This window comes from Nocardia sp. GP40 (assembly GCF_050434125.1).
GTDB lineage: Bacteria > Actinomycetota > Actinomycetes > Mycobacteriales > Mycobacteriaceae > Nocardia > Nocardia albiluteola.
Genome location: NZ_JBNPVW010000002.1, coordinates 457,787 through 482,633, shown reverse-complemented (window position 1 = coordinate 482,633; position 24,847 = coordinate 457,787). Strand labels below are relative to the sequence as shown.

Genomic DNA, 24,847 nt, shown 5'->3' with positions numbered 1-24,847 from the left:
ACGGAGTTTCGTGAACCCTCAACCGCCCGCGCCGACCTGTTTCCGCCATCCCGATCGGGTCACCGGTTTGGCGTGCACTCGGTGCGGGCGGCCGGCCTGTCCCGACTGCCTGCAGCAGGCCGCCGTCGGTCAGCAGTGCGTGGAATGTGTGGCACAGGGCCAGCGCGACACGCGTCAGGCGCGCACCCCGACCGGCGCCGCGGTGGCCACGCGGCCCACGCCGTATGTGACCTACGCGCTGATCGCGCTGAATGTCGCGGTCTTCGCGGTCACCGTCGCGCAGGCGCACAGCCTGTCCCGCAACAGCTACTCCACGCTGTTCTACGACTGGGTGCTGGTACCGCAGGTGGTCGGGCACGGACAGTGGATCCGGGTGGTGGGCAGCGCCTTCCTCCACTACGGCCCGGTGCACCTGGCCGTCAACATGTTCGCGCTGTACGTGCTCGGCCGCGACGCGGAAACGGTGCTGGGCCGCTCGCGCTACCTGGCGATCTATTTGATCTCGATGCTCGGCGGCGCGGCCTCGGTCATGTGGTTCGCACACTCGAACACCGCGACCGCGGGCGCCTCCGGCGCGATCTTCGGCCTGTTCGGCGCGCTGACCGTGGTGCTGCTGCGGCTGCGGCGCAGTCCAGCTCAACTGCTGGTGGTGATCGCGATCAACCTCATCATCAGCGTGTCGGTGCCCGGAATCTCGCTGTGGGGACATCTCGGCGGACTGGCCGCGGGCACCCTGGCGACCGCGGGCCTGTTGTATGTGCCGCGGTGGTTGCGGGCGAGCACGCAGGAGATGGGCGTGCGCATCGGTTGGGCCGCCCTGGCGCTCGTCGCGGTGCTCGCGATCGTGCTCATCGGAGTGGCGCCGGCGGCGATCGGTTCGTGAGTCCGGCTCAGACCACGGCCAGGCCGTGGGCGACGAGCGCGTCCAGCACGTCCTGTGGATGAGTGCCGAGGTCCCAGCGACCGAAGATGAGCAGCCGGTCCTCACCGTGGTGGTCGATGTCGAGCTCGAGATTCGGCACCTTGCGGCCGAGACGGCGGAAACTCACCACGCGGGCCCGCACGATTCGCTCCCGTGGATAGTGCGTCGCCCCGAGCAGGCCGCGCACGATCAGCTCAGGCCGCTCACCGGGGACGATGGTCAGGCGCGGGCGTTGCCGCAGGCCCAGGGCGGCCAGCGCCAGCAACAGCACGGCCGCAATCCCGACCAGCAGCCGGCTCGGCGCGTCGTCGGCGAGCATGGCCGCGGCCGCCAGCGCGATCCCGCCCGCGCCCGACGCGGCCAGCGCGAGCGGCGGGGTGGACCATTGCAGCCGGGATACGGGCTCGGAAGTCACAGCTGCGCCTCGCTGGCGCTCGGCTCCGCTGTGCCAGGCCGTGCCGGGCTGATGGTTCCCTCGCTGCGCTCGGTCACAGTCCCCACTCGCTCCTCGAGTTGTCCACAGGCTCATCCACAGGTGTGTATGAATGACACGGATGTAATGACCCGGTCTGATCGATTCAGCGCCAGCGCATCGTCATGACCAGGCCGATGACCATGAGTCCGAACCCGATCAGGAAGTTCCAGGCGTTGAGGTTGGCCATCCAGCTGATCTTGTCGTTGGCCAGGTAGTACACCAGCAACCAGGCGAGCCCGGCCAGCATGAAACCGAGCATGATCACGACATACCAGACCGGGGACGGTCCGCCCTTGATCTTCACCGGGGTGCGGCTGGCGGGGTTGATCGTGTAATCGGTCTTCTTGCGGACCTTCGACTTGGGCATGACGTCCTCGTATTCGGGGTACAGGTGTACCGGCGGGGGCGCGCGCCCGGCGCTGCCGGTCTGTACTCAGGCTATCTCAGCTGGGTATTCGTGCGCGTCCCGGACCGTTGTCATCATGCCTCCCGGGTATTCCCCGCGACGGCGTGGCGGGCCACCCCGTACGCTTTCGGTTATGCGTGTTCTGGTCGTCGACAATTACGACAGCTTCGTGTTCAACCTGGTCCAGTATCTGGGGCAGCTGGGCGTCGAGGCGATCGTGTGGCGCAACGACGACGCGCAACTGGCGGATGTGGACAGCGTCGTCACCGCGTTCGACGGCCTGTTGATCAGCCCCGGTCCCGGCACGCCCGATCGCGCGGGCGCCAGCATCGACCTGGTGCGCGCCTGTGCCCGCCACGAGGTGCCGCTGCTCGGGGTGTGCCTGGGGCATCAGGCGATCGGGGAGGCATTCGGCGCCACCGTCACCCGTGCGCCCGAACTGCTGCACGGCAAGACCAGCTCGGTGTTCCACACCGGCGAAGGCGTGCTCGCGGGCCTGCCGGACCCCTTCACCGCGACCCGCTATCACTCGCTCACCGTGCTCGAGGAGACGCTGCCCGAGGAGATCGAGGTGCTCGGACGCACCGACTCGGGGATCGTGATGGCGATGCGGCACCGCACCCTGCCCATCCACGGGGTCCAGTTCCATCCCGAATCGGTGCTCACCCAGGGCGGGCACCGGATGCTCGCCAACTGGCTGGAGGTCTGCGGTGCCCGGCCTTCGGAGGGGTTGATCGAAACGCTGGAGGCCGAGGTCGCCGCCCTGGTCTGAGTGGCCGTGGTGTGATTCATACCGTGCGCCCCCATGTTCTGCTGTCCGCGGCGGTCAGCGTCGACGGCTATCTCGACGACGCGAGCCCCGATCGGCTGCTGCTGTCCAATCCGGAGGACTTCGACCGCGTCGACGCGGCGCGCGCGGACTCCGATGCGATCCTCGTCGGCGCGCGGACCCTGCGCCGCGACAACCCACGCCTGCTGATCTCGAGCCCGGCCCGGCGTGAGCGGCGGGTGGCCGACGGAAGACCCGAGCACCCGCTCAAGGTCACGATCAGCGCGAGCGGCGAGCTGGATCCGGAGCTGCGGGTCTGGCACGGCGGCGGCGACAAACTCGTCTACACCACCGACGCCGGCGCGGTGCGCCTGGGACGCACTCTGTCCGGACTTGCCGAGGTCGTATCCCTCGGCGCGACGGTGGATTTCGGTGCGCTCCTGGACGACCTCGGCCGCCGCGGCATCGGCCGCCTGATGGTCGAGGGCGGCGGCTGGATCCACACCGCGTTCCTGTCCCAAGACCTTGCCGACGAGCTACTGCTGGCCGTCGCGCCCCTACTGGTCGGGGATCCGGACGCGCCCCGGTTTCTGCATCCCGCCACCTATCCCGGTGGCTCACGGCGCAGAATGGAATTGGCCGACGTCGCGCGGATCGGTGACGTCGCCCTGCTGCGCTACCTACCCCGGCGCGTCGACCCGCCAGCGGACGAGAATCCTCGACGTGCGAACTGACTCGGTGCTCGGAGAGGCGGATGAGTTGAACCAGGATCGCCAGTGGATGCGGCACGCGATCGGCCTGGCGCGGTTGTGCCCGAAGAGCCCGACCGCGTTCTCGGTCGGCGCGGTCATCGTCGGGGCGGATGATATCGAACTGGCACACGGGTTTTCCCGCGAGACCGACGAGAAGGTGCACGCGGAGGAGTCCGCCCTGGACAAGCTCGGTGACGATCCCCGTCTCGCACACGCCACCATCTACAGCACGCTCGAACCCTGCTCGCAGCGCGCGTCGGTGGATCGCGCGCCGTGCACCGATCGCATCCTGGCGGCGGGCATCCGCCGTGTCGTCATCGCGTGGCGCGAGCCGGCCACCTTCGTCGCCGACTGCGTGGGGGTGGAGAAGCTGCGCGATCACGGCATCGAGGTGGTCGAACTGGTGGACATGGCCGACGAGGCCATGTCCATGAACCGCCACCTCGTGCTGAGCTGAGGCTAGGGCGGGCCGAGCACTCCGGTCACGATCGTGATCGTCGCGGTCTTTCCGACCGAGGTGCCCGACTTGGGCTGCTGATCCACGATTCGCCCGACGTTCCCGGCGTCGAAGGTGCCCTGGGTGGACTGGACGATCTGCCCCGCGCCACCGGTCCAGCCCGCCGCATGCAGCGCGTCCACCGCCTGCACGGGCGTCATCCCGTTCAGGTCCGGCATCGCGATCTGATCGCCGCCCGACACCTGCACCGTCACGGTCGAACCCTTGTCGGCCATCGATCCGCCCGAGGGGTTGGTCGCGATCACCTCGCCCTTGGGTCGGGGGGACGGCACCTGCTGCACGACAATCTTGAATCCGGCGCTGTCGGTCAGGTTGGGTTGCGCGACACTGATCGACTGCCCGACCACCTGCGGCACGCGCACCTGGTCCGGACCCTTGCCCAGGGAGATGGTGACCGCGGCGCCGGAGTCGATCTTGCTGCCCTCCGGCGGATTCTGGTTCACCACCTTGTCCTTGTCGTCGACGCTGGACGCGTCGTGGCCGACATTCGGATCCAGCCGCAGGCCGAGGGCGTTGAGCTGCTGCTCGGCCTGCTGCTGGGTGAGCTGCGCCAGCCGCGGCACGGGGATCTGGGCCGGTCCGGAGGAGACCTGCACGGTTACGGTGCTGCCCTTGGGCGCCCGGGTGCCGCCCGAGGGCTGGGTGGAGATGACGTTGCCGGTGGCCATCTTGCTGTCGGCCCGGTCCTGGGTCGCGACGGAGAAACCGGCCTTCTGCAGCTGGTTGACCGCCTGCGAGGCGGCCCTGCCCGTCATGTCGGGGACGGTCGCCTGATTGAAGCTGCCGTCCGGGCCGAACAACACCCAGTACAGCGCGACCAGCACCACCACGATGCCCGCCCCGACCGCGCCGATCAGCAGCGTGCGGCGCGGGTCCCGCGAACCGACGGCCTCATGTTCGGCGGTATCGCTGTCGCGGTCGCCGCCGCGGTAGCGCGGCTGCGCGTCGACGCTGCCCAGCAGGGTGCTGCGGTCCTCCTCGGTCATCACCATGGGCGCCTGCGGCCTCTGCCCGCCGAGCACCCGGATGAGGTCGGCGCGCATCTCGGCCGCGGTCTGGTACCGGTTGGCCGGGTTCTTGCTCATCGCCTTGAGCACGACCGAATCCAGCTCGCGCGGCACTCCCGGGTGCACGTGCGAGGGCAGCTGGGGATCCTCGCGCACGTGCTGATAGGCCACCGCCACCGGGGAATCGCCGGTGAAAGGCGGTTCGCCGGTGAGGATTTCGTAGAGCACGCAGCCGACCGAATACACGTCCGAGCGCGCGTCGACCTGTTCGCCCCTGGCCTGCTCGGGCGAAAGATATTGTGCGGTACCGATCACCGCCGCGGTCTGGGTCATCGAATTCGCGCCGTCCGCGATCGCGCGGGCGATGCCGAAGTCCATCACCTTCACCGCGCCGTGGCGGTTGATCATGATGTTGGCCGGCTTCATGTCGCGGTGCACGATGCCGTTCTTGTGGCTGAAATCCAGTGCCGCACAGACATCGGCGATGACTTCCATGGCGCGCCGCGGCGCCATGGGTCCCTTGCCGCGCACGATGTCGCGCAGGGTGTCGCCGTCGACGTACTCCATCACGATGTAGGGCAACGGCCCGCCGTCGACCTCCGCCTCGCCGGTGTCGTAGACCGCGACGATCGCCGGATGGTTCAGCGCCGCGGCGTTCTGCGCCTCCCGCTTGAACCGCAGATAGAACGTCGGGTCGCGAGCCAGATCCGCGCGCAACACCTTGATGGCGACATCGCGGCCCAGCCGTTCGTCCCGGGCCCTGTGGACCTCGGACATACCGCCGAATCCGATGATCTCGCCAAGCTCATAGCGAGAAGACAGATTCTTCGGGGTGGTCATGGCGTTCCTTGCGAGGAGGTAGCTGGGGCGCTGTTGTTGTATTGGCCGTGCGTGTAGGGGCCGTACGGGCCCTGCCCGTACCGACCCGGGGTGTTCTCGCTGCTCGTTCCGTTGGCGCCCGGAACCCCTGGATATGGTAGTTCCCAGGTGGGGTAAGTCTGGTCACCCGTGGCCCATGGCGGTACACCCGGACGGTGTTTGCGGGTAGTTGTCGGGGTGGTCGAATCCTCGGTGGTCGTCTCGGAGGGGGTGGTGGTCGCCGACGGCGTCGTGGTCGTCGTGGGCGGGGCTGTGGTGGTCGTGGTGACCGCAGGCGGCACGTACCGCCTCGTGGTCGTCGTTTCGGTGGTGGTCGGCGGTGCGGTCGTGGTGGTCGTCGGGGCGACGGTCGAGGTGAACGTCCGCACCGAGGGAGTCACGGAATTCTGCGGCGGATGCCCGCTCAACAGCACCCACGCCGCGGCGCCGCCGAGCAGCACGGCGCCGACCCCGAGGCCGATCATCGCCTTGGCCGCCCGGCTCAGCCCGGGCTCGTCGTCCAGGCCGGCGGCGGCCCGGGTACCGGGCGGAACGGTGCCGCGGCCGCCGGGCAGGCCCGTGGTGGCCCCGGGCGGACGGGCGGAATAGCGTGCGTCGTCGTCGAATTCGTCGTCGTAGTCGCGGTCGTAATCGCGGTCGTAGTCGCGGGGCAGCACGGTGGTCGCGCCCGTCGGCGGCAACACCCGTGCCGCACCGGTCGGGAGCGGTCCGCCGGGCATGCTGCGCGGCGTCGGCGGACGCCGGCCCGCCCGCACCGCGGCCACCGCGTCGGCGAACTCCCCGCCGCTGCGATAACGCCGCGCCGGATCCTTGGCCATGGTGATCTCGATCAGCTCGCGCACATTGGGCGGTAGATCCGACGGCATCGGCGGCGGGGTGTCGCGCACGTGCTTCATCGCGACGGTCAACGCGCCGTCGCCGGTGAACGGCCGCTGCCCGGCGAGGGCCTCGTAGCCGACGACACCCAGCGAGTACACGTCGCTGGAGGAGGTGGCGTCCTCGCCGGTCGCCTGTTCGGGCGCGATGTACTGGGCGGTGCCCATCACCATGCCGGTCTTGGTCACCGGCGAGGCGTCCACGGCCTTGGCGATGCCGAAATCGGTGATCTTCACCTGGCCGGTCGGGGTCACCAGGATATTGCCGGGCTTCACGTCGCGATGCACGACGCCGGCGGCATGGGCGACCTCGAGCGCGCGGCTGGTCTGCTCGAGCATGTCCAGCCCCTGCACGACAGACAGCCGCCCGAGCCGGTTCAGTACCGCGTTCAGCGGTTCCCCCTGCACCAATTCCATGACCAGGTAGGCGAGTTCGCCGCCCTGCGGGTCCATGGTCTCGCCGTAGTCGTAGATGCCGGCGATGCCCGGGTGATTGAGCTGCGCGGTCGTCTTGGCCTCGGTGCGGAACCGGAGCCGGAACGTCGGATCGGCCGAGAACTCCGCCTTGAGTACCTTCACGGCCACCCGGCGGTCCAGCACCGTGTCCAGCGCCTCCCATACCTGGCCCATGCCGCCGGTGGCGATCAAGCGTTGAAGTCTGTAGCGGTCCGCGATCAGCGCACCATTGGTCAGCATTCCAGCCCCCGTAGGCTCTGTTTCATAACGTTCAGCCCCCCTGCAGACCGGCCTCGAGCACGGCTCGTGCGATGGGGGATGCCACGAATCCGCCGGTGCCCCGCAGTCCCATGTTGCCACCGTTCTCGACGACGACAGCGATCGCGATCTTCGGGTTCTGCGCCGGGGCGAAGCCGATGTACCAGCAGTGCGCCGGAGTCGTGCCCGGATCCGCGCCGTGTTCGGCGGTACCGGTCTTGGAGGCGATCTGGAAGGGGGTCGTATTGCCCTGGAAGGTGTTCTTTTCCGAGTCGATCATCATGTTCGTCAGCGTCGAGGCCACCTGCGGGTTGATCGCCTGACCGGCCGCCACCGGCTTGGTCCGGGACAACTCGCTCAGGTCGGGCCCCTGGGTCTGATCGATCAGGTGCGGTTCCATCCGCACGCCGCCGTTGGCGACGGTGGCCGCGACGACCGCGTCGTCGAGCGGGGTGATCGCCACGTCGCGCTGGCCGATGCTGCTCTGGGCGAGCGAGGCCTGGTCCGGAATCGTGCCGACCGTGCTGTCGGCCACCGGCAGCGGAATGCCCGAGTGGGTGCCGATGCCGAATGCCGCCGCGGTGTCCTTGAGTTTGGCCGCGCCCACCTTCATGCCGATCTGCGCGAAGGCGGTGTTGCAGGATAGGGCGAAGGCCAGCTCCATCGTCGCGGTGGCGCCGTTGCCGCAGTGCTCGCCGTCGAAGTTCTCCAGCGTGGTGTTGGTGTCGGGCAACGTGATTCGCGGGTCGGCGGAGAACTGGTCGGTGGTCTGGATGCCCGACTCCAGCGCCGCGGCCGAGGTGATCACCTTGAACGAGGATCCGGGCGGATAGGTCTGCGAGATCGCGCGATTCAGCAGCGGCTGCTTCTGGTCCGAGCTGAGCTGGTCCCACGCCTTGGTGCTGGCGGCGCCGTCGTGCGAGGCCAGCTGGTTCGGGTCGTAGCTCGGGGTGGACACCATGGCCAGGATGCGGCCGGTGCTCGGCTCGATGGCGACCACCGAACCGGTGTAGCCGTTGCTGGTCAACTGGTCGTAGGCCACCTTCTGCATGATCGGGTTGATCGTGGTGACCACATTGCCGCCGCGCGGATCGCGACCGGAGATGAGGTCGATCAGCCTGCGGCCGAACAACTTGCTGTCCGATCCGTTGAGCACCGAATCCTCGGCGAGCTCGAGTCCGGTGCGCCCGTACTGCATCGAATAGAACCCGGTCACCGGCGCGTACGCTGCCGGATCGGTGGGGTAGGTGCGCAGGTACTTGTAGCGGTCGTCGGTGGCGACCGAGCTGGCCAGCACCGTGCCCGAGGCGGAGATCTGCCCGCGCTGGCGGGAGTACTCGTCCAGCAGCACACGCGAGTTGCGGGGATCGCTGCGCAGGCTGTCGGCCTTGATCACCTGGACGTAGGTGGCGTTCAGCAGCAGCGCGACGATCATCACCAGCACGGCCATGGCGACGCGGCGCAGTGGTGTGTTCATGCCGGTTCCCCCTCAGCCAGGCGGATCAAGTCGGTCTTGTCCGGTTTGATGATCTGTGTTTTCACCGCGCCGAACACCTCGGTGGGTGCGGGCTCGCGCTTGCGGACCGGCGCGGGGGCGCGCGCGGAGTCGGAGATCCGGATCAGCAGTGCCAGCAGCGCGTAATTGGCCAGCAGCGCCGAGCCACCGTAGGAGACGAACGGGGTGGCCAGGCCCGAGAGCGGGATCAGTTTGGTCACACCGCCGACGACCAGGAACACCTGTGCCGCGATGGTGAACGCCAGCCCGGCCGCCAGCAGCTTGCCGAAGCTGTCCCGCACCGCGAGTGCGGTGCGCAGCCCGCGCACGACGAATACGGTGAACAGCAGCAGGATCGCCGCCAGCCCGATCAGGCCCAGCTCCTCACCGGCGGTGGCGACGATGAAGTCGGTCTTGGCGAAGGGCACCTGATCGGGGCGCCCGCTGCCCAGGCCCGTGCCCGCCAGGCCGCCGGTCGCCAGCCCGAACAGCGACTGGGCGATCCGGTAGCCGGTGCTGTTGTACACCGCAAACGGGTCGAGCCACGTGTGCACCAGGGTCCGCATGAACCCGAATGTGTTGTAGGCGAAGGCAAGTCCGAGGATCAGCAGTGCTCCGCCGGTGACCAGCCAGCCCACCCGCTCGGTCGCGATGTACAGCAGCGCCAGCACGGTTGCGAAGATCAGCAGGCTCACACCCAGATCCCGCTCGAACGCCAGCACGCCGACGCAGACGACCCAGACCAGCAGGATCGGACCGAGGTCGCGCGGGCGCGGCAGCTCCACCCCGAACGCGCGGCGTCCGGCGGCGGTGAACAGATCGCGCTTGGCCACCAGCAATGCCGCGACGAAGACGACCAGCAGCACCTTCGCGAATTCGCCCGGCTGCACCGTGAATCCGGGCAGCCGCAGCCAGATCTTGGCCCCGTTCGTCTCCGAATACCTCTCGGGCAGCACGGCTGGAACCAGGAGTGCGGCCGCGCCGATCAGTCCGAGCGTGTAGTTGTATCGGGCCAGGGTGCGGTAGTCGCGCACCACCACCAGCACCGCGGCGAACACCAGGACCGCGCCGGCGGTCCAGAGCATCTGGTGGTCGGCGTCGCTGCCGCCGACGGTCGGCGGACCGGCCAGGTCCAGGCGGTGAATCAGCACCAGGCCCAGCCCGTTCAGCAGCGCCGCGATCGGTAGCAGCAGCGGATCGGCGAACGAGGCGAACCGGCGCACCGCCAGATGGGCGACCCCGACCAGGGCCAGGTAGGACAGGCCGAGTTTGGCCAGCTCCCAGGAGAGCCGCTGGTCCAGACTCGCCTCCACCAGCACCATCGCCACCATCGTGATGACGACAGCGACCACCAGCAGCAATAGTTCGATATTGCGACGGGTCGAGGGCGGGGGAGCGGGGGCGAACCCGCCCGGGGGGCTGGGGAAGGCCCCCGCGGATGGCGGTGCCGGTGCGGACATCAGTCCGCCTTCCTGCAGTTCTCCCCCGGGGTTTGCGGGACCGACGACGTGGTCGTCGGCGGGGCGGGTACGGCGCTGGCCGGTCCGGGAATACTGGGCCGGGCATCGCTGCTGGCGGGAATTGGAGCGGCGGAAGTGCCGGGCGTGCCGGTGCTGCCCGGGGCGCCGCCGGGAGCGGTGGGCGTGGGCGAGGCGGCGGTGGGAGTGCTCGACGGCGGCGTCGAGACCGGGACGGTGGTCGTGCAGGCGGGCAACAGATCCTGCTGGGCGAGCTTGTCCAGCTGGCGGTGCGCATCATCCAGCGCGCCGGGGGGCAGGCCGCTGTTCACCTTGTCGCGTCCGGTCTGCTGCAGATCGGCGACCTGGAGTTGCCGGCATCCGTCCGGGAAGTCCGCTCCCGGGCTCGCCAGGCCCACCTGGCCGTCGCGCTGCACGCAGGCGAGCTGATCCACGTCATGGATGGAATATCCGAGCACCGATCCGGGCAGCCCGCGCACAATAACCACGTTGCCGTTATCGGCGCCGACGTAGTAGTTGTTGCGAATCATCTTGTAGCCCACCACGAGTCCGACCACCACGGCGGCGATCAGCGCCAGCGTCAGCAGGATCCAGCGGAGCTTGTGACTCTTACGCGGCTCCGGTGGTTCCGGGGCCACCGCGGGCCGCCGCGGCGCCGCGCGCGGAGGGCGCATCGCCGCCGCGCGTCCGGCTGCCGTATTCGGGGGCGGGGTGTCCTCGTCCTCGCCGGAGGCGGCGCCGGCCACGATCGGGTGGCTCTGGCCGTAGTCCAGGTCGATGACATCGGCGACGACGACCGTGACATTGTCGGGGCCACCGCTGCGCAGGGCGAGCTCGATGAGCCGGTCCGCGGACTCGTCGGTATTGCCCTCGCGCAACGTATTCGCGATGGTTTCGTCGCTGACCACATCGGACAGGCCGTCCGAGCAGAGCAGGTAGCGATCGCCCGCGCGCGCCTCGCGCATGGTCAGTGTGGGATCGATCTCGTTGCCGGTCAGCGCCCGCATGATCAGCGATCGCTGCGGGTGGGTGTGCGCCTGCTCGGCGGTGATGCGGCCCTCGTCGACCAGTGACTGCACAAACGTGTCGTCGCGGGTGATCTGGGTCAGCACGTCGTCGCGGAACATGTAGGCGCGCGAATCGCCGATATGCGCGAGGCCGAGTTTCTTGCCCGCGAACAGGATTGCGGTGAGCGTCGTGCCCATGCCGTCCAGTTCGGGCTCTTCCTCGACCTGATCCGCGATGGCGGCATTGCCCGAGTGCACCGCCCGGTCGAGCTTGCCCAGCAGATCGTCGCCGGGCTCGTCGTCGTCGAGATGGGCCAGGGCGGCGATCATCAGCTGGGAGGCCACCTCGCCGGCGGCGTGGCCGCCCATGCCGTCGGCGAGCGCCAGCAGGCGCGCGCCCGCGTAGACGGAATCCTCGTTGTTACCTCGAACGAGACCGCGGTCGCTGCGCGCCGCGTAACGGAGAACAAGGGTCACGATCGCAGCTCGATCACTGTCTTACCGACACGGACGGGGGACCCGAGCGGAACCCGCACGGGGGTAGTGACTTTCGCGCGGTCGAGGTACGTCCCATTGGTGGATCCTAGATCTTCGACGTACCAGTCGTCGCCGCGCGGCGAGAGCCGAGCATGCCTGGTGGAGGCATAGTCGTCGGTGAGTACCAGCGTGGAATCGTCGGCACGCCCGATGAGCACCGGCTGCGTGCCGAGTGTGATTCGAGTGCCGGCGAGTGAACCTTGAGTCACCACTAGATACTTGGCGCCCTTCTGGCCACGGCTGAAGGAAGGCAGCACCGCGGAACCGCGTGCGGCCCGGGGCTGGATCCGGATGCCGGATGCCGCGTAGATGTCGCTGCGCAGGGTACGGAGCACCGCCCATACGAACAGCCACAACAACAGTAGGAACCCCGCACGGGTCAGTTGCAGGATCAGTCCCTGCACGGTGCTCCACCTCCTGTTCGACCGAGTCGAGTACGACGCCTTGTCCCCCAACCGGCCTGCTGGGTCAGCACGGACCTGCTGCCGGGGCGAGGGCTGGCAGCATCATAGGGCCGATGACCGGTTGCGATCACGATACGGGCGAGGATTTCGCGCCATAACGTGATCTGTATCGGCGAGCTTACGGGATCAGACGATCCGGATCAGGATCTCGGAATGTCCGGCGCGGATGATATCGCCGTCGGCGAGCTGCCAATCTTGCACCGGCGACCCGTTGACCAGCGTTCCGTTGGTCGATCCGAGGTCCGAGAGCATCGCGACCTGACCGTCCCACCGGACCTCGATGTGGCGGCGGGACACGCCGGTATCGGGGAGCCGGAAGTGTGCGTCCTGGCCGCGTCCGATGATGTTGCTGCCCTCGCGGAGCTGATAGGTGCGCCCGCTGCCGTCGTCGAGCTGGAGAGTGGCCGAATAGCTCGACCCGCCCGCGGGAGCGGCCTGTGCGGGCGCGCCGTAGCCGCCCCCCTGGGCACCGCCCTGCTGGCCGTAGCCCTGCTGCTGGCCGTACCCGCCCTGCTGCTCGTACCCCTGCTGGCCGTAGCCCTGCTGTTGCCCGTAGCCGCCCTGCTCGTACCCGCCGGGGGACTGGGCGTAGCCCTGGTCGTACCCGCCGGGGGCCTGACCGTACGCCTGCTGCTGGCCGTGGCCGCCCTGCTGCTCGTAGCCCTGCTGGCCGTACGCCTGGTCGCTGTACCCCTGCTGCTGGCCGTACGCCTGGTCGCCGTAGCCCTGCTGCTGCTGGCCGTAGCCGCCCTGCTGCTCGTACCCGCCGTGCTGGCCGTACCCGCCCTGCTGCTCGTACCCGCCGTGCTGCTCGTAGCCACCCTGCTGGCCGTAGCCGCTCTGCTGGTAGTCGTGGCCGTTCTGGTACTCGCCGTAGTCGCCGCCGCCCGGCGCCTGATATCCGCCACCCGCGGGAGCCTGGTACCCGCCCTGCTGGCCGTATTCGTCGTAGCCCTGCTGACCCGGGCGGCCCGCGGGCGGCGGCGCGTACCCGCGGTTGCGTGGATCGGACTCCGCGGGCTCACGGCTGGGGTCGTAGCCTGAGTTCTGCGTCATGGGGCCAGCTCCTGGTTGCGGGTGTGCGGTTCGTTGTCGGGGCGGTCCGGAACGGCCGGGAGATGGACCGCGGACCGTCTGTTCGCGACGGCCCGCGTCCGGGTCTACCCGTCCGCGTGTCCTGAACTGCCCGGTGTGCAGCGTAGGGGATGGTTCGAATTCGACATGCACATCACCGTAGGTCTGCCACCCTTGATCGCGGATGTATTCCTGCAGATGTTTGGCGAACGCCCGGGTGGTGAGGTCATGGTCGGCATCGAGTTGCCGCAGGTCCGCCGCGTTGATGGTGATGGTGTAGCTGTTGGGGGCCAGCAGATGGCCGCCGTCGAGTTCGGTGACCCGATCGGAAGCCTCACGCTGCAGTGCCGCCTCCACCTCCTGGGGGACGACACTGCCACCGAAGACACGGGCGAAGCCGTCGCCGACGGCATCCTTCAGGCGCCGTTCGAACCTGGTCACTATCCCCACAGCCGGCCCTCCCTTCGGTATGCGTGTGCGTCGGTCGTCTGTTCAGGATTCGCGACACGCCGGTAGGGCGTGTCGACGTTCGGACACGGTCATTGCATGATATCCACGATCGTCCACACCTGTAACTCCTGGCAACGCTCGGCGGTTCCCGTCTGCTGTCCATCCCCCGTGTAGGCCCGTGAACAGGCGATTTCGTTCCGATCGCGACCCCGTGCTACTGTCTCCAAGTCGCTCGGGCGAGTGGCGGAATGGCAGACGCGCTGGCTTCAGGTGCCAGTGTCCTTCGGGACGTGGGGGTTCAAGTCCCCCTTCGCCCACAGGTGCGGAAAGGCCGCAGACCGGATTCGGTCTGCGGCCTTTCTGTTTGTCATTGACCCGCCGTCGTCATGCTGTGTCTCTTCTCACCTCGGCCCGCGCCATTCCCGGTGCTGGACAGCGAGATCGGGCGGTTGTGTCCGGACCGGACACATGTTCCGCGTAACCGCGCGAGGATTGATTGCCGCTGTTCGGGGTGAGAGACGCGTCTCACCCCGACCGGGCGTGTCATCGGGTCACTCGTCGGCGGGAACCGGACGGCCGACGACCAGCTGGTCAGGCGTCGAACTGCCCAACGGGCGCGACCGGTGCTTCCATCTTTTGGTCAGTTGACTGTCGGGTCGGGTGCGGGCTGGTCGGGTACTGTGCGTCGAGTCGCGGCGTGACCATGCCGTGACCGCAGCGGAATGGGCAGGTGCACACCATGATTCGACGTCTTCCCGGGATGATCGCGACCGCACTGTGCACCGCCGGGCTGCTGGGGTTCGCCGCGCCCGCACAGGCCTCCACCGGATGGGGCCCGTTCGCCGCGCCGAACCCCTACCTGGGTCCGCTCGGTTCGGCGACGATGCATTCGGATGCCGGATCGTCCGATGCGACTCCGCTGGCCGGACCGGGTGCACGGCCGGTCTCCGCGACGGTCTACCCGCTGGCGGCCGCCTGTCCCACGCTGCTGCAGGGTACGGACGGGCTGGTCGTGGCGCTGTGCACCGCGATCGCCGACCGGGCGCCGACCGTGGAACTCATCGGTCCACGGGCAACCGGACCGCTCGGTTTCGGAACCGCCGCGGCGATCCTGACCCTGGCCGAGGGCGGACTGCTCGGCGGCGTCTATGCCTTCCTGGACAACGAGAACCGGCTGGTGGTCGTCGACGGGAACCGCCACCTGCTGCGCATCGGGCACGCGCGGGACGCGGCGGGACGATGGATCCTCGCGGTGACGTCGTCGGTCGATCTGTCCGGCGTGGTGCCCGCGGGCGACAGTGTCGTGGGACTGGTTCCGGATTCCAGCGGCGCGGTGTGGTTCGCCACCGAGCACGCGGTCGTCGGGCGGGTGGGCGCGGCAGGGGGAGTCTCGGCGGTCTCCCTTCCGGCCGGGGAGATGGTCGAGAACAGCATCTCCGCGACCCCGAACGGCCGAATCGCCGTCGCCACCACATTCGCGCTCTACGAATTCCACACCGGTGACTCCGGTCGCCCCGAGATCTCCTGGCGCCGCGCCTACGACCGTGGCCCCGGCCGCAAGCCGGGGCAGCTCAGCTGGGGCACCGGATCCACACCCGTGTACTTCGGCCCGAAGACCGGCGCGGACTACGTGACCATCGTCGACAATGCCGCCGGAGCCGCGCATCTGCTCGTATTCCGTTCCGGCACCGGGCAATTGGTGTGCAGCCAGCCGGTGCTGACGCGCGGCGGCCCGGGTAGCGAGAACGCGCCGATCGGCCTGGGCCGCACGGTGGTCGTGGCCAGCACTTACGGCTATCCGTATCCGACGCTGCCGCAGGGCGCGGGTCCGTCCGTGCCGTCGAGTGCGTCGTTCACCGGCGGCATGACGCGGGTGGATGTCGGCGCGGACGGCTGTCACACGGTCTGGGACAGCCCGGTGCGCAGCTCGGCGGTGCCGATCCTGTCCGCGGCGGACGGCCTGATCTACACGGTGGACCGGGTCGGCCTGCCGGACGCCACGCCGCTGGATGGTTTCGGGTTCGCCGCGGTCGACGCCGAGACCGGGGCGGTCGTTTCGCGCAGCCCGCTGCCCGGCACGATCGCCGAGGATCCCCTGCAGACCGCGCCGCTGATCACCCGGGACCACCGGATACTGCAGGGCACACTCAGCGGCATCCTGCGCATCGGTTAGCGACTCGCTCCCGGACCGATTCGCGTGTACCGGTGGTGAATCCCGGGCGAGGTCCGGGCGAAGGTTTCCCGTCGCGGTGTGATCTTCGCCGCATCCACGGTGAGGGCGCGGGGCGCGCGGGTTTGGTTGCGGGCGCGAACAAAATGATCACGGAGCGGTATCTTCGCTGCGTATTTGGGTGCCCGTACGCAGATAAGGCCCTATCACCTAACTGCATTCCGGAATTGGCCCGCATTAACAAACTTGAGGTTTGTTTACTATGTGGCAACCGTTCCGTCATCGGTAATTTCCATGGCATATGCCCTGGTTGTTCGGTGTTGATGTGCCTAGAAGGTGGCGATTCTACGAGGCTGGTTAACCTTGTGATGGGCGTTTTCGGACATATGCCGCAGCCCGTTCCGGGCCGAATGGGAGGGATCGGGCACAACGCCACGCTGGGTGTTCCGGACTAAGCAACGGAGTGGGCGCTACGGATTTGCCGAAGGATCGAGTATCCCTGCCGGACCACCGCTTTCGGGCCGTGACCTACACACGCGCCAGGCGGAGGGGAGGTTGCATCGGGATAACGATTGTGTAGAGTTGACGGTAACGCTGGCCGCAGCTGAGCTGGACTCGCTGCGGCCAGTGGCTCTCAAATTATGCGACTCGATCTTGGGTCACCGCGCCTCGCTACGCAAGCCAATTACGCGCTGTTAGCCGATTGTGCGCCCGGCGGTAACTACACCGACCCCTTCGCGGCCCGACGGCCGACCCCGAACACGTAGACCAGAAAGCCCAGCTCGGCGATCAGCCCGATGCCGATCCGGACCGGCGCGGGCCAGCCGCTGGGCGTGATGAAACCCTCGATCGTCCCGGATACCGCCAGCACCGCGACCAGGCCCAGCGCCACGGTCGCCGAGGCCCGGCCCTGCCGTGCCAGCGCCTGCGCACGACTGCGCCGGCCCGGATCGATCAGCGTCCAGCCCAGCTTCAGGCCCGCGCCCCCGGCCACGAAGACCGCGGTCAGCTCGAGCATGCCGTGCGGGAGGATGAATCCGAAGAAGGCGTCCAACCGGCCCGCATCGGCCATCAGGCCCGCCGAGACGCCGACGTTGAGCGCGTTCATGAACAGCGCGTACACCGCGGGGAGGATCAGCAGCCCGGTGAACAGCGCGACCGCGGACACCCAGACGTTGTTCGTCCAGACCTGCGCGGCGAACGCGTCGTGCGGGTGCGCGGAGTAGTAGGTCTCGAACTCGCCGCCGGGGCTGGTGAGGCTGCCCGGATCGGCGGGCACGCCCAAAATCCTGCGCGCGGAACCGGATCCGGAGACCCAGACACCCAGCCCCGCCGCAATCGCCACGAATGCCGCGGCCACGCCGGTCCACCACGGCCAGATCCGGTACACCGCCGCGGGAAAGCTGTGGGTAAAGAAGCGCCCGACCGCGCGCCACGCCTCGACCCGGGTGCCGAGCACCCGGCCGCGTGCCCTGGTGAGCAGCGCGGACAGGCCGCCGATCAGCTCCGGATCCGGCGAATGGGACTGCAACCGGGACAACTGCTGGGAGGTGCGCCGATACAGCGCCATCAGCTCGTCGGCCTCCGCGCCGGACAGCCGGTGCTGCCGGGACAGCTGGTCGAGCCGGTACCACGACTGGCGGTGCGTGTATGTGTATGCGTCCACGTCCACTGTCTTCGTGCCCCTCCGCCGCGCTCCGGTTTCCGTGCGGCGTCCGGCCGCGTCTTCGCTCTCGCGGCACGCTCCGCGCGGGCCGCACGGGGATGGTATCTCTCCGGTCCGACGAATCGTTCGCTGTCGGTCCGGCCGGTCACGACGCCGGTTATGGTGAACAGATCATGGCCGTATTCACCACCGGCGAGGCCGTCGCCCTCGACCTTCCCATCGCGCGGATCCCAACCCGGGCCGCGGCGATGCTGATCGATCTTCTGCTGCAGGCGATGGTGGGCTGGATCCTGGTGCTCGCCATCGCCGCGGTCATGTTGCAAATCCAGCCGGACAGCGCGTGGTTCAACACCATCACCCTGGTCACCTTCGTCGCCATCCTGGTCGGATATCCGGTCACCTGCGAAACCCTGATGCGCGGCCGGACCGTCGGCAAGCTCGTGCTGGGCCTGCGCGTGGTGCGCGGCGACGGCGGCCCCATCGACTTCCGGCACGCGCTCACCCGCGGCCTGTCCTGGGTGATCGTGGACTTCTGGAGCCTGGGCGGCTTCGGCGCGGTCGCGGTCGTCACCTCACTGTGCTCGCCGCGCGCCCGCCGCGCGGGTGATGTGCTCGCAGGCACCGTCGTGGTGCACGATCGCACCACGATTCCGTTGCCCGCCTTGGCCGTTACGCCGCCTTGGCTGCAGGGCTGGGCGCAGCACCTGGACCTGTCCGGACTGGGTGAAGATCTGGCCCTGCCGATCCGTCAGTACCTGACCCGCTACGCCGGCCTCACCCCCGAGGTGCAGTACAACCTCGGCAACGCCCTGGTCGCCGCCGTCTGCACCCAGTTGCGGGTCGTCCCGCCCGCCGGCCACCCCCCACTGCAGATCCTCGGCGCCCTGATCTCCGAACGCCAGCGCCGCACCCTCACCGTCCAGCGATCGGTGGTCGCCGCGCCGGTCCTGGTAGCCCCGATGTCATTCGCGCCCACACCTTTCGTGCCCTCCACCGACTCGGGTTGGCAGCGCCCGGCCTGATCCCGAGGCCCGGCGGATCGATCGCCGGATGCCGACCTGATCTGGCATCGTCAGTGAATCCGCCGCGCGCATCATCGGCGCGCCGGCTCCATCTCCAACCCACCATAATTCGCGGGCGCTGCCGCTCGCGCTCGCAACGGTGTACGTGTGGTGCCCCCCGAAGTTCACGATCGCAGGAGGCGAAGGCGGATTGCACCTCATCAAGGCGCTGTCGGTTCCCGGCTGGCGATCGCCGATTTGTGGCACGGACTTGGGCGCACGGCCCATCGCGACAGTGGACTCCTGGTGGCGAGGCAATGCGCCCTCGTGGTGAGAGATGTTGTGGCGCCACGCGACTCGGGACCGGAGTGCCGGGATCACATGGCGCCGGAGCGCTTGAGTTCCAGGTATTCGTCGGCGAGGGCCTCTGGGAGGCGGTCGGGGGAGGTGGCCACGACATCGATCCCCTTGCGGCGCAGTGATTCCCGGACGAGGGCGCGTTCGGCGAGCAGATTTTCCGCGGCCGCCGCGGTGTAGATGTCGGCGGGGGTGCCGCGGCGGGTCGCGGCCGCGGCGATGTCCGGATCGGTGACCGAGACCAGCAGGACGCGATGGCGCTGCGCCAGCACGGGCAGCACCGGGAGCAGATTCTCCTCGACCATGGCGCCGTCCAGGCCGGTGAACCACACCACCAGGCTGCGGCGGCGCGCGCGCTGGATCGCTGCCCGCACCAGGCCCGCGGTGTCGGTATCCACGAGCGCCGGGACGACACCGGCCAGCGCGTGCATCAGCCTGGACTGCAGTCCCTTTCCGCCCGCGGTGCGCACCTCGGCCCGCACCTGGCGGTCGTAGGCGAGCAGGGCGACCGTGTCCCCGGCCGCGGTGGCGAGCCCGCCCAGCAGCAGCGCCGCCTCGATGCTCGCCTCCAGACGGGTGCCCTCGGCGGGGTCGACCGGACGCCTGTCGGGCGTCGTTGTGCCGCCAGTCACGAATCCCGAACTCGCGCCGACCAATCCGGCGCTGTACCGCCCGGTGTCCAACAGCATCAGCACGTGCCGATTGCGTTCGGGACGCCAGGTGCGCACCAGCACGTCGGTCGCGCGGGCGGTGGCTCGCCAGTCGATGGCGCGCACGTCGTCACCGGCGACATACTCACGAAAGGAATCGAATTCGGCGCCCTGTCCGCGGATGTTCACCACGTTGCGGCCCTCGAGCTGCTGGAGCTGCTTGACCTTCGAGGACAGCACCCGCTCGCTGCGGAACGCGGGCAGCGCGCGCACCCGGGCATCCACCGCCCGCCGGGACTGCCAGCCGGCCAGGCCCAGCGGGCCCAGCAGGCGCAGCGTGACCGGACCGGCCACCCGGTCGCCGCGATAGGTCGGGGTCAGGGTGGTGGTGATCCGGATCTTGGTGTTCGGTTCCAGGCGGAGGCGATGAATACGGCGGTCGGCGCGGGCGCTGTCGGGCCAGTCGTCCCAGAGGTACCCGCGGATCCGCCGCGCGCCGCGATTGACGACGGTCAGTTCCACGGCGGTCTCACGCCCGACCCGGACCGTGGACAGCGACGGGCGCGAAAGTTCCAGGCTCGCCGCCCTTCCCGCCGCGGCGCTATCGGCCATGATCAGCGCGAGCAGCAGCACACTCACGATGAGCACGCCCAGCCACGAGGGCGCCGCGACCATCACCACGAGCGCCGCCACCGCCGCGACCGCGGCCAACCGGCCGCTGACAACCATTGCGCTACACCGGAACCGGGACGGACATCAGCAGCGAGGACATCACGCCCTCGGCGGTCACCCCGTCCAGTTCCGCCTCCGGTCGCAGCTGCAAGCGATGCCGAAGCACAGCCACCGCAATGATTTTCACGTCGTCGGGAGTGACGAAGCCGCGGCCGTTGAGCCACGCGAACGCCCGTGCGGCGGCCAGCAGCGCGGTGGCGCCGCGGGTCGACGCGCCGTGCTGCACGGCGGGCGAACTGCGCGTGGCCCGGCACAAGTCGACGATGTAGGCCAGCACCTCGGGGCTGACCGTCACCTCGGAGACCGCGGCCCGGGCCACCGTGATATGCGACGGTCCCGCCACCGGATGCAGTCCCGCGGCGTCCAGGTCGCGCGGATCGAAGCCGGCGGCATGGCGCTGCAGGATGCGGAATTCGTCCTCGCGCTCGGGCAGGCGGATGTCGACCTTGAACAGGAACCGGTCCAGCTGCGCCTCCGGAAGGGGATAGGTGCCCTCCTGCTCGATCGGGTTCTGGGTCGCGATCACGACGAACGGATCCGGCAGCGGCCGCGGCTTGCCGTCGACCGAGACCTGCCGCTCCTCCATCGACTCCAGCAGTGCCGACTGGGTTTTCGGCGGCGTACGGTTGATCTCGTCGGCCAGCAGCAGGTTGGTGAAGACCGGTCCGCGGCGGAAGGTGAACTCCGCGGAATGCGGATCGTAGATCTGCGAGCCGGTCACATCGCCGGGCATCAGGTCCGGGGTGAACTGGACGCGCGAATGCTCGAGTTCCAGCGCCGTGGCCAGCGCCCGCACGAGCAGCGTCTTCGCCACGCCCGGAACGCCTTCCAGCAGCACATGGCCGCGGCACAGCAGCGCCAGCACCAGGAACATGACGGCCTGGTCGTTGCCGACGACGGCCTTGCCGATCTCGGCCCGCAGCGCGCCCAGTGCGCGATGGGCGTCCTGTGCGGTGGGGGTGTGGTCGATATCCGCCCGTGTCATGCGATCTCCGTCATACGATCTCCGATTCGATCAGGTCCAGTTGTGCGGCAATCAATTCCAGGGTGGCGTCATCGGGCACCGGGCCGTACAGCGCCGCGCCGTACCGATCCGCGGGGCCCCCGAGGCGCGCGGCGAGCGTCCCGACCACCCGTTCCGGCGGGGCATCGGCGGTTAAGCCCAGTGCGGGCCGGATCCGGCGCAACGTCGCCGCCCGCAGCTTCGCGGCCGTATGGTCCCGGTCCTTGGCACGGCGGTACAGCGCGGCCTGCCCGGCGAGCAGCTCGTTCGCCGCGACCTGCACCGGACGCGGCTCACCGACCAGCGCACCACGCCGGCGCGCTCGCCACCAGACCACCAGCACGGCACAGATCAGCCACTGCAATCCGCCGTAGGCCAGCCAGTGCGGCAGTCGCCCGAAGATCGAATCGCTGCCCGCGTCATTGATATTCGGCGGCGGGGGCTTCGGCTCGTCGGGCGGGACGATCGGTTCCGAGGGCATGGGCGGAGCCTTGGGCGCCCCGGACAGATGCAGCAGTACGTAGACGATCAACGCCACGAGCAGCACGCCGAACACCGCGGCCCAGAACTTGGGGCTGCGCAGCAGCTCGGGCAGGGGCGGGGGCCGCCACCGCGCGGTCCGGCGTTCGCGTTCGATCGTCTCGACGGGTTCGTCGGGAGGCGGCGGCGCGAGCGAGTAGCGGTCGGCCTGTTCGAGCAGGCGATACTCGGCCTCGGTGGCGGATCGCCCGCCGTATACGACCTCGTCGAAACTCCGTGCCGCGCTCGGCAGTTCGGTGGCCTGTGCGGTGGCGGCCGCGGCGTCGGCGGTCTCCCGCGCGGTGCGGGAGCGCTGGACCTCGAGCAGGCCGTTCTGTTCCAGTCCGCGGGTCACCGCGCGGAAGCGTTCGCGCAGCGCGGTGGTGAAATCGCGGTGCAGGGCAGCCTGATCCGCCGTGGCGCGGTGGGTGCCCGCCGGGCCCAGCGCGGGAACCGGGGGGACCGACGGCGTGCCGGGGCCGAAGTACTGTCCTCCCGATGCCGGCAGGTCGTGGAATGGGGCATCGTGCTCGCCCGCATCCATCGGCCGGGGTGGAGGTTCGGGTGCGGCGAATTCTGGACTGTCGCCGCGGTTCACCGTATCGTCCCCGGAATTCGCTTGGCGGGATCGGGAATCCGCACGTCCATGGCCTCGCGGCGGCAGCGCCGGTCGACATAGCCGACCACACTCGTGGCCGCGTCGACGACCTCGGTGAATGCCGCGATGAGCAGCACGCCGGAGGTGGCCAGGACGATGACCGCCCAGCGATGGGTGCCGGAGAAGTCCGAGATGAACAGGGGCACACCAAGCAGCGGCACCGCCATCACCAGAAAAAGTACGCGCTGCGCGAGCCACAGCCCGGCCAGCCGCCATTCCGCTCCGGCGGCAAGGATTTTCGCCCTCCCCACGGCACCACGATACGTCGCCTGCTCCTCGAACAGCGCCGGAACCAGGCACAGTCGCCGCGCCCGCAGCCACCCCAGCAGCGGTATCGCCCCGAGGATTCCGGCGAACACGACGAGCAGACCCATCGCCGGTACCGCGATACCCTGCAGCGTGTAGAACAGCCGATCGCCCAGCAGCGGACCGAGTCGGCGGCCGAGCTGCCGCAGCGCCCCGCGCCAGGTCATCGGTCGTCCGCGCACACCGGCCAGGCCGATCGGCACGGTCACCCCGCGCAGGAACAGTCGCAGCAGCCAGCCGGTGACGGCCGTGGAAAGTATTGCGGACCAGGCGGTTCCGGCATCCGAGCCCTGCGTCGCGGCGGAACCGGCGACGGTGATCGCGACGACGATGTCCTCGGCCAGCACCAGCCCGGCCAGGCCGAGGGCCGCCAGCTTCTTGATGTCCGCCTGGATCACCGCGAACGGCAGATCCAGCAGCTCGCGAAACGACAGCGGCCGGATCGGCACCGACTCGCCGGCATCGAGCCCGAAGTCCTGGGCATCGGAGCCGGGGACAGGCGCCATCGCGGCGGGCCCGGACGACAGACCGGCCCGATCGGCGGCAGCGGGAAGCACGTGGCAGAGTCTATCCGCCAACTGTCGGTTGTCCGCCTTTCAGGCAATAGGGTGCGAATCAGGCGATCCAGCCGAGCTGCTGGGCGCGAGACAGGTCGTCGCGCGCGGCCCAGTGCTCGACGACGAGGCCGTCCTCGAGGCGCATCCAGTGCGACTGCACCACTTCGAATGTCCGGCCGTACGAGGGAAACTCCCGGGCCACCTCACCCTCGGGCGTGAACACGACGAACGGCCCGACCTGACGCCCGCTCATCACGGTGTCCAGGCACACCAGATCCCCCTCGGCGACAACCGTGTTCACCCGGTGCCGGATGCCGGAGAACGCACCCCGCAGCCACAGCGCGGTCGCATAGAACCCGGCCGGTCCCGGTTCCCGGCACGCGAGCGGCTCCCGTCGAGCCTCCCGATTTCGCGCCCGCGGGTGATAAACGGCATCGAAATCGGCGCGCTCACCCGCCCCCATGATCTCCAGACTCCGCACAGCCACATCCCGCATGGGAACCACCAACTCCGAAACACTGGACACCGTCGAACGCGCCGACGCTACCGAGTGGACCTGTGCGCTGCTTCCCGCTTTTGGGAAGTGTGGGAGCGGGACAGCCCGGTGCTCGGGCCATTCCGAGTTGGCTGGTTCAGTTCGCGGCGGGCGCGGTGTGATCCTGGCCCGGGGTGAGTAGGCGGTCGATGACCGCGCGGTAGTGGTCCGGGGGGATCGGAGGGAGGCCGAGCAGGGCGCGCAGGTAGGCGCCGTCACCGACCAGGCGGACGATCTCGGCGTGCACCGGGTCGTCGAATTCGGTGTCCAGTCCTGATTTCCAGGCGTCCATTACCGCGGTCAGCGCGCGTTGTGCCTCATTGTCGCGCTGGTCGTGGGCGTCGACGGTCCGCATGGCCGCCATCATCGAGCGGTACAGGGCCAGCTCGAGGGCATCGGAATCGCTGTCGGTGCTGGGGCTCTGCAGATACCACTCGGCCACCGATCGACCCCGCGCGACGGCCTGCGTCAGCTGCTGGTCGGCGCGCTCGCCGAGGCGGCGGACCAGCCCGGCGAGCAGCGCGTCCTTGCTCTTGAAGTGGTAGAGCAGCCCGCCCTTGGAGACCCCGGCCGCCGCGGCGACGTTTTCCAGGGTGACCTGGGAGACGCCTTTCTCCAGCAGCAGGGTTTCGAGGGCGTCGAGGATGCGGTCGCGAGTCGCTGTCACGGGGATCACTGTACCGGCCGGACGGTTGTCTCTGATACTGTACCGTCTGGACGGTTTATTAGAGGAAGGGATCATGAACACCCATCGCGCGGCCACGGAAAGCCCCGTCGTCGACGGCGGCTCCCGTGGCGCCGCACCCCTGAACTGCGTCGCGCATACGGCAGATGCTGGATCGTCGGCGGACGGCGGCGCTGTGTCGCCGGCC

At 69.1% G+C, this 24,847-nt stretch carries 22 protein-coding genes and 1 tRNA gene; 7 read left to right on the top strand and 16 right to left on the bottom strand.

Going from position 1 to position 24,847, the window contains the following annotated elements; genetic code table 11:
- Nucleotides 1-10: 10 nt before the first annotated feature.
- Nucleotides 11-883 (top strand): rhomboid family intramembrane serine protease, encoded by an 873-nt coding sequence (locus ABH933_RS06780; protein WP_429418412.1) that lies wholly within the window; start codon nucleotides 11-13, stop codon nucleotides 881-883.
- Nucleotides 884-890: 7 nt separating this feature from the next.
- On the opposite strand, the gene ABH933_RS06775 is transcribed toward ABH933_RS06780, so the two are convergent.
- Both ABH933_RS06775 and crgA read right to left on the bottom strand, forming a co-directional pair.
- A complete protein-coding gene (locus ABH933_RS06775; RefSeq protein WP_429418410.1) occupies nucleotides 891-1,337 on the bottom strand; it encodes a PH domain-containing protein in 447 nt (148 codons plus the stop codon).
- A gap of 163 nt (nucleotides 1,338-1,500) precedes the next feature.
- The gene (gene crgA, locus ABH933_RS06770; RefSeq protein WP_215915022.1) at nucleotides 1,501-1,764 is read right to left on the bottom strand and encodes a cell division protein CrgA; all 264 of its coding nucleotides are present in this window, start codon (nucleotides 1,762-1,764) and stop codon (nucleotides 1,501-1,503) included.
- A 172-nt stretch (nucleotides 1,765-1,936) separates the two neighbouring features.
- On the opposite strand from crgA, the gene ABH933_RS06765 reads away from it, so the two are divergent.
- The 3 genes from ABH933_RS06765 to ABH933_RS06755 are packed head-to-tail and all read left to right on the top strand — an operon-like array spanning nucleotide 1,937 to nucleotide 3,781.
- Nucleotides 1,937-2,575, top strand: a complete 639-nt coding sequence (locus tag ABH933_RS06765) for an aminodeoxychorismate/anthranilate synthase component II (protein ID WP_215915023.1) — start codon at nucleotides 1,937-1,939, stop codon at nucleotides 2,573-2,575.
- 23 nt (nucleotides 2,576-2,598) lie between these two features.
- The gene (locus tag ABH933_RS06760) at nucleotides 2,599-3,306 is read left to right on the top strand and encodes a RibD family protein (RefSeq protein ID WP_429418407.1); all 708 of its coding nucleotides are present in this window, start codon (nucleotides 2,599-2,601) and stop codon (nucleotides 3,304-3,306) included.
- Nucleotides 3,296-3,781, top strand: coding sequence for a deaminase (locus ABH933_RS06755; RefSeq protein ID WP_429418406.1), 486 nt, complete (start codon nucleotides 3,296-3,298; stop codon nucleotides 3,779-3,781). Before ABH933_RS06760 ends, ABH933_RS06755 begins: the two co-directional genes overlap by 11 nt.
- Nucleotides 3,782-3,783: 2 nt before the next feature.
- On the opposite strand, the gene pknB is transcribed toward ABH933_RS06755, so the two are convergent.
- From pknB to ABH933_RS06720, 7 genes are all read right to left on the bottom strand, one after another.
- Nucleotides 3,784-5,688, bottom strand: coding sequence for a Stk1 family PASTA domain-containing Ser/Thr kinase (gene pknB, locus ABH933_RS06750; protein ID WP_429418404.1), 1,905 nt, complete (start codon nucleotides 5,686-5,688; stop codon nucleotides 3,784-3,786).
- Nucleotides 5,685-7,298 (bottom strand): protein kinase domain-containing protein, encoded by a 1,614-nt coding sequence (locus tag ABH933_RS06745; protein ID WP_429418402.1) that lies wholly within the window; start codon nucleotides 7,296-7,298, stop codon nucleotides 5,685-5,687. The genes pknB and ABH933_RS06745 overlap by 4 nt, the downstream gene beginning before the upstream one ends.
- Nucleotides 7,299-7,329: 31 nt before the next feature.
- Nucleotides 7,330-8,793 (bottom strand): peptidoglycan D,D-transpeptidase FtsI family protein, encoded by a 1,464-nt coding sequence (locus tag ABH933_RS06740; RefSeq protein ID WP_429418401.1) that lies wholly within the window; start codon nucleotides 8,791-8,793, stop codon nucleotides 7,330-7,332.
- A complete protein-coding gene (locus ABH933_RS06735; protein WP_429418399.1) occupies nucleotides 8,790-10,271 on the bottom strand; it encodes an FtsW/RodA/SpoVE family cell cycle protein in 1,482 nt (493 codons plus the stop codon). The genes ABH933_RS06740 and ABH933_RS06735 overlap by 4 nt, the downstream gene beginning before the upstream one ends.
- Nucleotides 10,271-11,773 (bottom strand): protein phosphatase 2C domain-containing protein, encoded by a 1,503-nt coding sequence (locus ABH933_RS06730; protein ID WP_429418397.1) that lies wholly within the window; start codon nucleotides 11,771-11,773, stop codon nucleotides 10,271-10,273. The genes ABH933_RS06735 and ABH933_RS06730 overlap by 1 nt, the downstream gene beginning before the upstream one ends.
- The gene (locus tag ABH933_RS06725) at nucleotides 11,770-12,237 is read right to left on the bottom strand and encodes an FHA domain-containing protein FhaB/FipA (protein WP_429418395.1); all 468 of its coding nucleotides are present in this window, start codon (nucleotides 12,235-12,237) and stop codon (nucleotides 11,770-11,772) included. The genes ABH933_RS06730 and ABH933_RS06725 overlap by 4 nt, the downstream gene beginning before the upstream one ends.
- 186 nt (nucleotides 12,238-12,423) lie before the next feature.
- The gene (locus ABH933_RS06720) at nucleotides 12,424-13,821 is read right to left on the bottom strand and encodes a DUF3662 and FHA domain-containing protein (protein WP_429418393.1); all 1,398 of its coding nucleotides are present in this window, start codon (nucleotides 13,819-13,821) and stop codon (nucleotides 12,424-12,426) included.
- Nucleotides 13,822-14,055: 234 nt separating this feature from the next.
- Here ABH933_RS06720 and ABH933_RS06715 point away from each other — a divergent pair.
- A tRNA-Leu gene (locus tag ABH933_RS06715) sits at nucleotides 14,056-14,138 on the top strand.
- Nucleotides 14,139-14,581: 443 nt separating this feature from the next.
- Nucleotides 14,582-15,994 (top strand): hypothetical protein, encoded by a 1,413-nt coding sequence (locus tag ABH933_RS06710; protein ID WP_429419196.1) that lies wholly within the window; start codon nucleotides 14,582-14,584, stop codon nucleotides 15,992-15,994.
- Nucleotides 15,995-16,712: 718 nt separating this feature from the next.
- On the opposite strand, the gene ABH933_RS06705 is transcribed toward ABH933_RS06710, so the two are convergent.
- The gene (locus tag ABH933_RS06705) at nucleotides 16,713-17,663 is read right to left on the bottom strand and encodes a stage II sporulation protein M (RefSeq protein ID WP_215915032.1); all 951 of its coding nucleotides are present in this window, start codon (nucleotides 17,661-17,663) and stop codon (nucleotides 16,713-16,715) included.
- A gap of 167 nt (nucleotides 17,664-17,830) precedes the next feature.
- Between ABH933_RS06705 and ABH933_RS06700 the strand changes: the two genes are divergently transcribed.
- Nucleotides 17,831-18,679 (top strand): RDD family protein, encoded by an 849-nt coding sequence (locus tag ABH933_RS06700; RefSeq protein ID WP_429418391.1) that lies wholly within the window; start codon nucleotides 17,831-17,833, stop codon nucleotides 18,677-18,679.
- Between the two features lie 356 nt (nucleotides 18,680-19,035).
- Here ABH933_RS06700 and ABH933_RS06695 read toward each other — a convergent pair whose 3' ends face one another.
- The 6 genes from ABH933_RS06695 to ABH933_RS06670 all read right to left on the bottom strand — a co-directional run bounded on the left by ABH933_RS06695 (nucleotide 19,036) and on the right by ABH933_RS06670 (nucleotide 24,642).
- Entirely contained in the window at nucleotides 19,036-20,394 is a 1,359-nt protein-coding gene (locus ABH933_RS06695; RefSeq protein ID WP_429418389.1) for a DUF58 domain-containing protein, read from the bottom strand.
- Nucleotides 20,395-20,398: 4 nt separating this feature from the next.
- Nucleotides 20,399-21,382, bottom strand: coding sequence for an AAA family ATPase (locus tag ABH933_RS06690; RefSeq protein WP_429418387.1), 984 nt, complete (start codon nucleotides 21,380-21,382; stop codon nucleotides 20,399-20,401).
- 10 nt (nucleotides 21,383-21,392) lie between these two features.
- Nucleotides 21,393-22,517 carry a DUF4129 domain-containing protein gene (locus ABH933_RS06685; RefSeq protein ID WP_429418385.1) on the bottom strand — a complete coding sequence of 375 codons (1,125 nt, stop codon included), beginning with the start codon at nucleotides 22,515-22,517 and terminating at the stop codon, nucleotides 21,393-21,395.
- Nucleotides 22,514-23,440: a hypothetical protein gene (locus ABH933_RS06680; protein ID WP_308166204.1), complete on the bottom strand. Its 927-nt coding sequence runs from the start codon at nucleotides 23,438-23,440 to the stop codon at nucleotides 22,514-22,516. The genes ABH933_RS06685 and ABH933_RS06680 overlap by 4 nt, the downstream gene beginning before the upstream one ends.
- Before the next feature lie 58 nt (nucleotides 23,441-23,498).
- Nucleotides 23,499-23,927 (bottom strand): ester cyclase, encoded by a 429-nt coding sequence (locus ABH933_RS06675; RefSeq protein ID WP_429418384.1) that lies wholly within the window; start codon nucleotides 23,925-23,927, stop codon nucleotides 23,499-23,501.
- A 145-nt stretch (nucleotides 23,928-24,072) separates the two neighbouring features.
- The gene (locus ABH933_RS06670) at nucleotides 24,073-24,642 is read right to left on the bottom strand and encodes a TetR/AcrR family transcriptional regulator (protein WP_429418382.1); all 570 of its coding nucleotides are present in this window, start codon (nucleotides 24,640-24,642) and stop codon (nucleotides 24,073-24,075) included.
- Between the last annotated feature and the right edge of the window lie 205 nt (nucleotides 24,643-24,847).

Coding starts and splice junctions, on each gene's coding strand:
- ABH933_RS06745 (WP_429418402.1), bottom strand. CDS start 7,298: ATGCTGACCAATGGTGCGCTGATCGCGGACCGCTACAGACTTCAACGC.
- ABH933_RS06700 (WP_429418391.1), top strand. CDS start 17,831: ATGGCCGTATTCACCACCGGCGAGGCCGTCGCCCTCGACCTTCCCATC.
- ABH933_RS06695 (WP_429418389.1), bottom strand. CDS start 20,394: ATGGTTGTCAGCGGCCGGTTGGCCGCGGTCGCGGCGGTGGCGGCGCTC.
- ABH933_RS06710 (WP_429419196.1), top strand. CDS start 14,582: ATGATCGCGACCGCACTGTGCACCGCCGGGCTGCTGGGGTTCGCCGCG.
- ABH933_RS06740 (WP_429418401.1), bottom strand. CDS start 8,793: ATGAACACACCACTGCGCCGCGTCGCCATGGCCGTGCTGGTGATGATC.
- pknB (WP_429418404.1), bottom strand. CDS start 5,688: ATGACCACCCCGAAGAATCTGTCTTCTCGCTATGAGCTTGGCGAGATC.
- crgA (WP_215915022.1), bottom strand. CDS start 1,764: ATGCCCAAGTCGAAGGTCCGCAAGAAGACCGATTACACGATCAACCCC.
- ABH933_RS06690 (WP_429418387.1), bottom strand. CDS start 21,382: ATGACACGGGCGGATATCGACCACACCCCCACCGCACAGGACGCCCAT.
- ABH933_RS06735 (WP_429418399.1), bottom strand. CDS start 10,271: ATGTCCGCACCGGCACCGCCATCCGCGGGGGCCTTCCCCAGCCCCCCG.
- ABH933_RS06765 (WP_215915023.1), top strand. CDS start 1,937: ATGCGTGTTCTGGTCGTCGACAATTACGACAGCTTCGTGTTCAACCTG.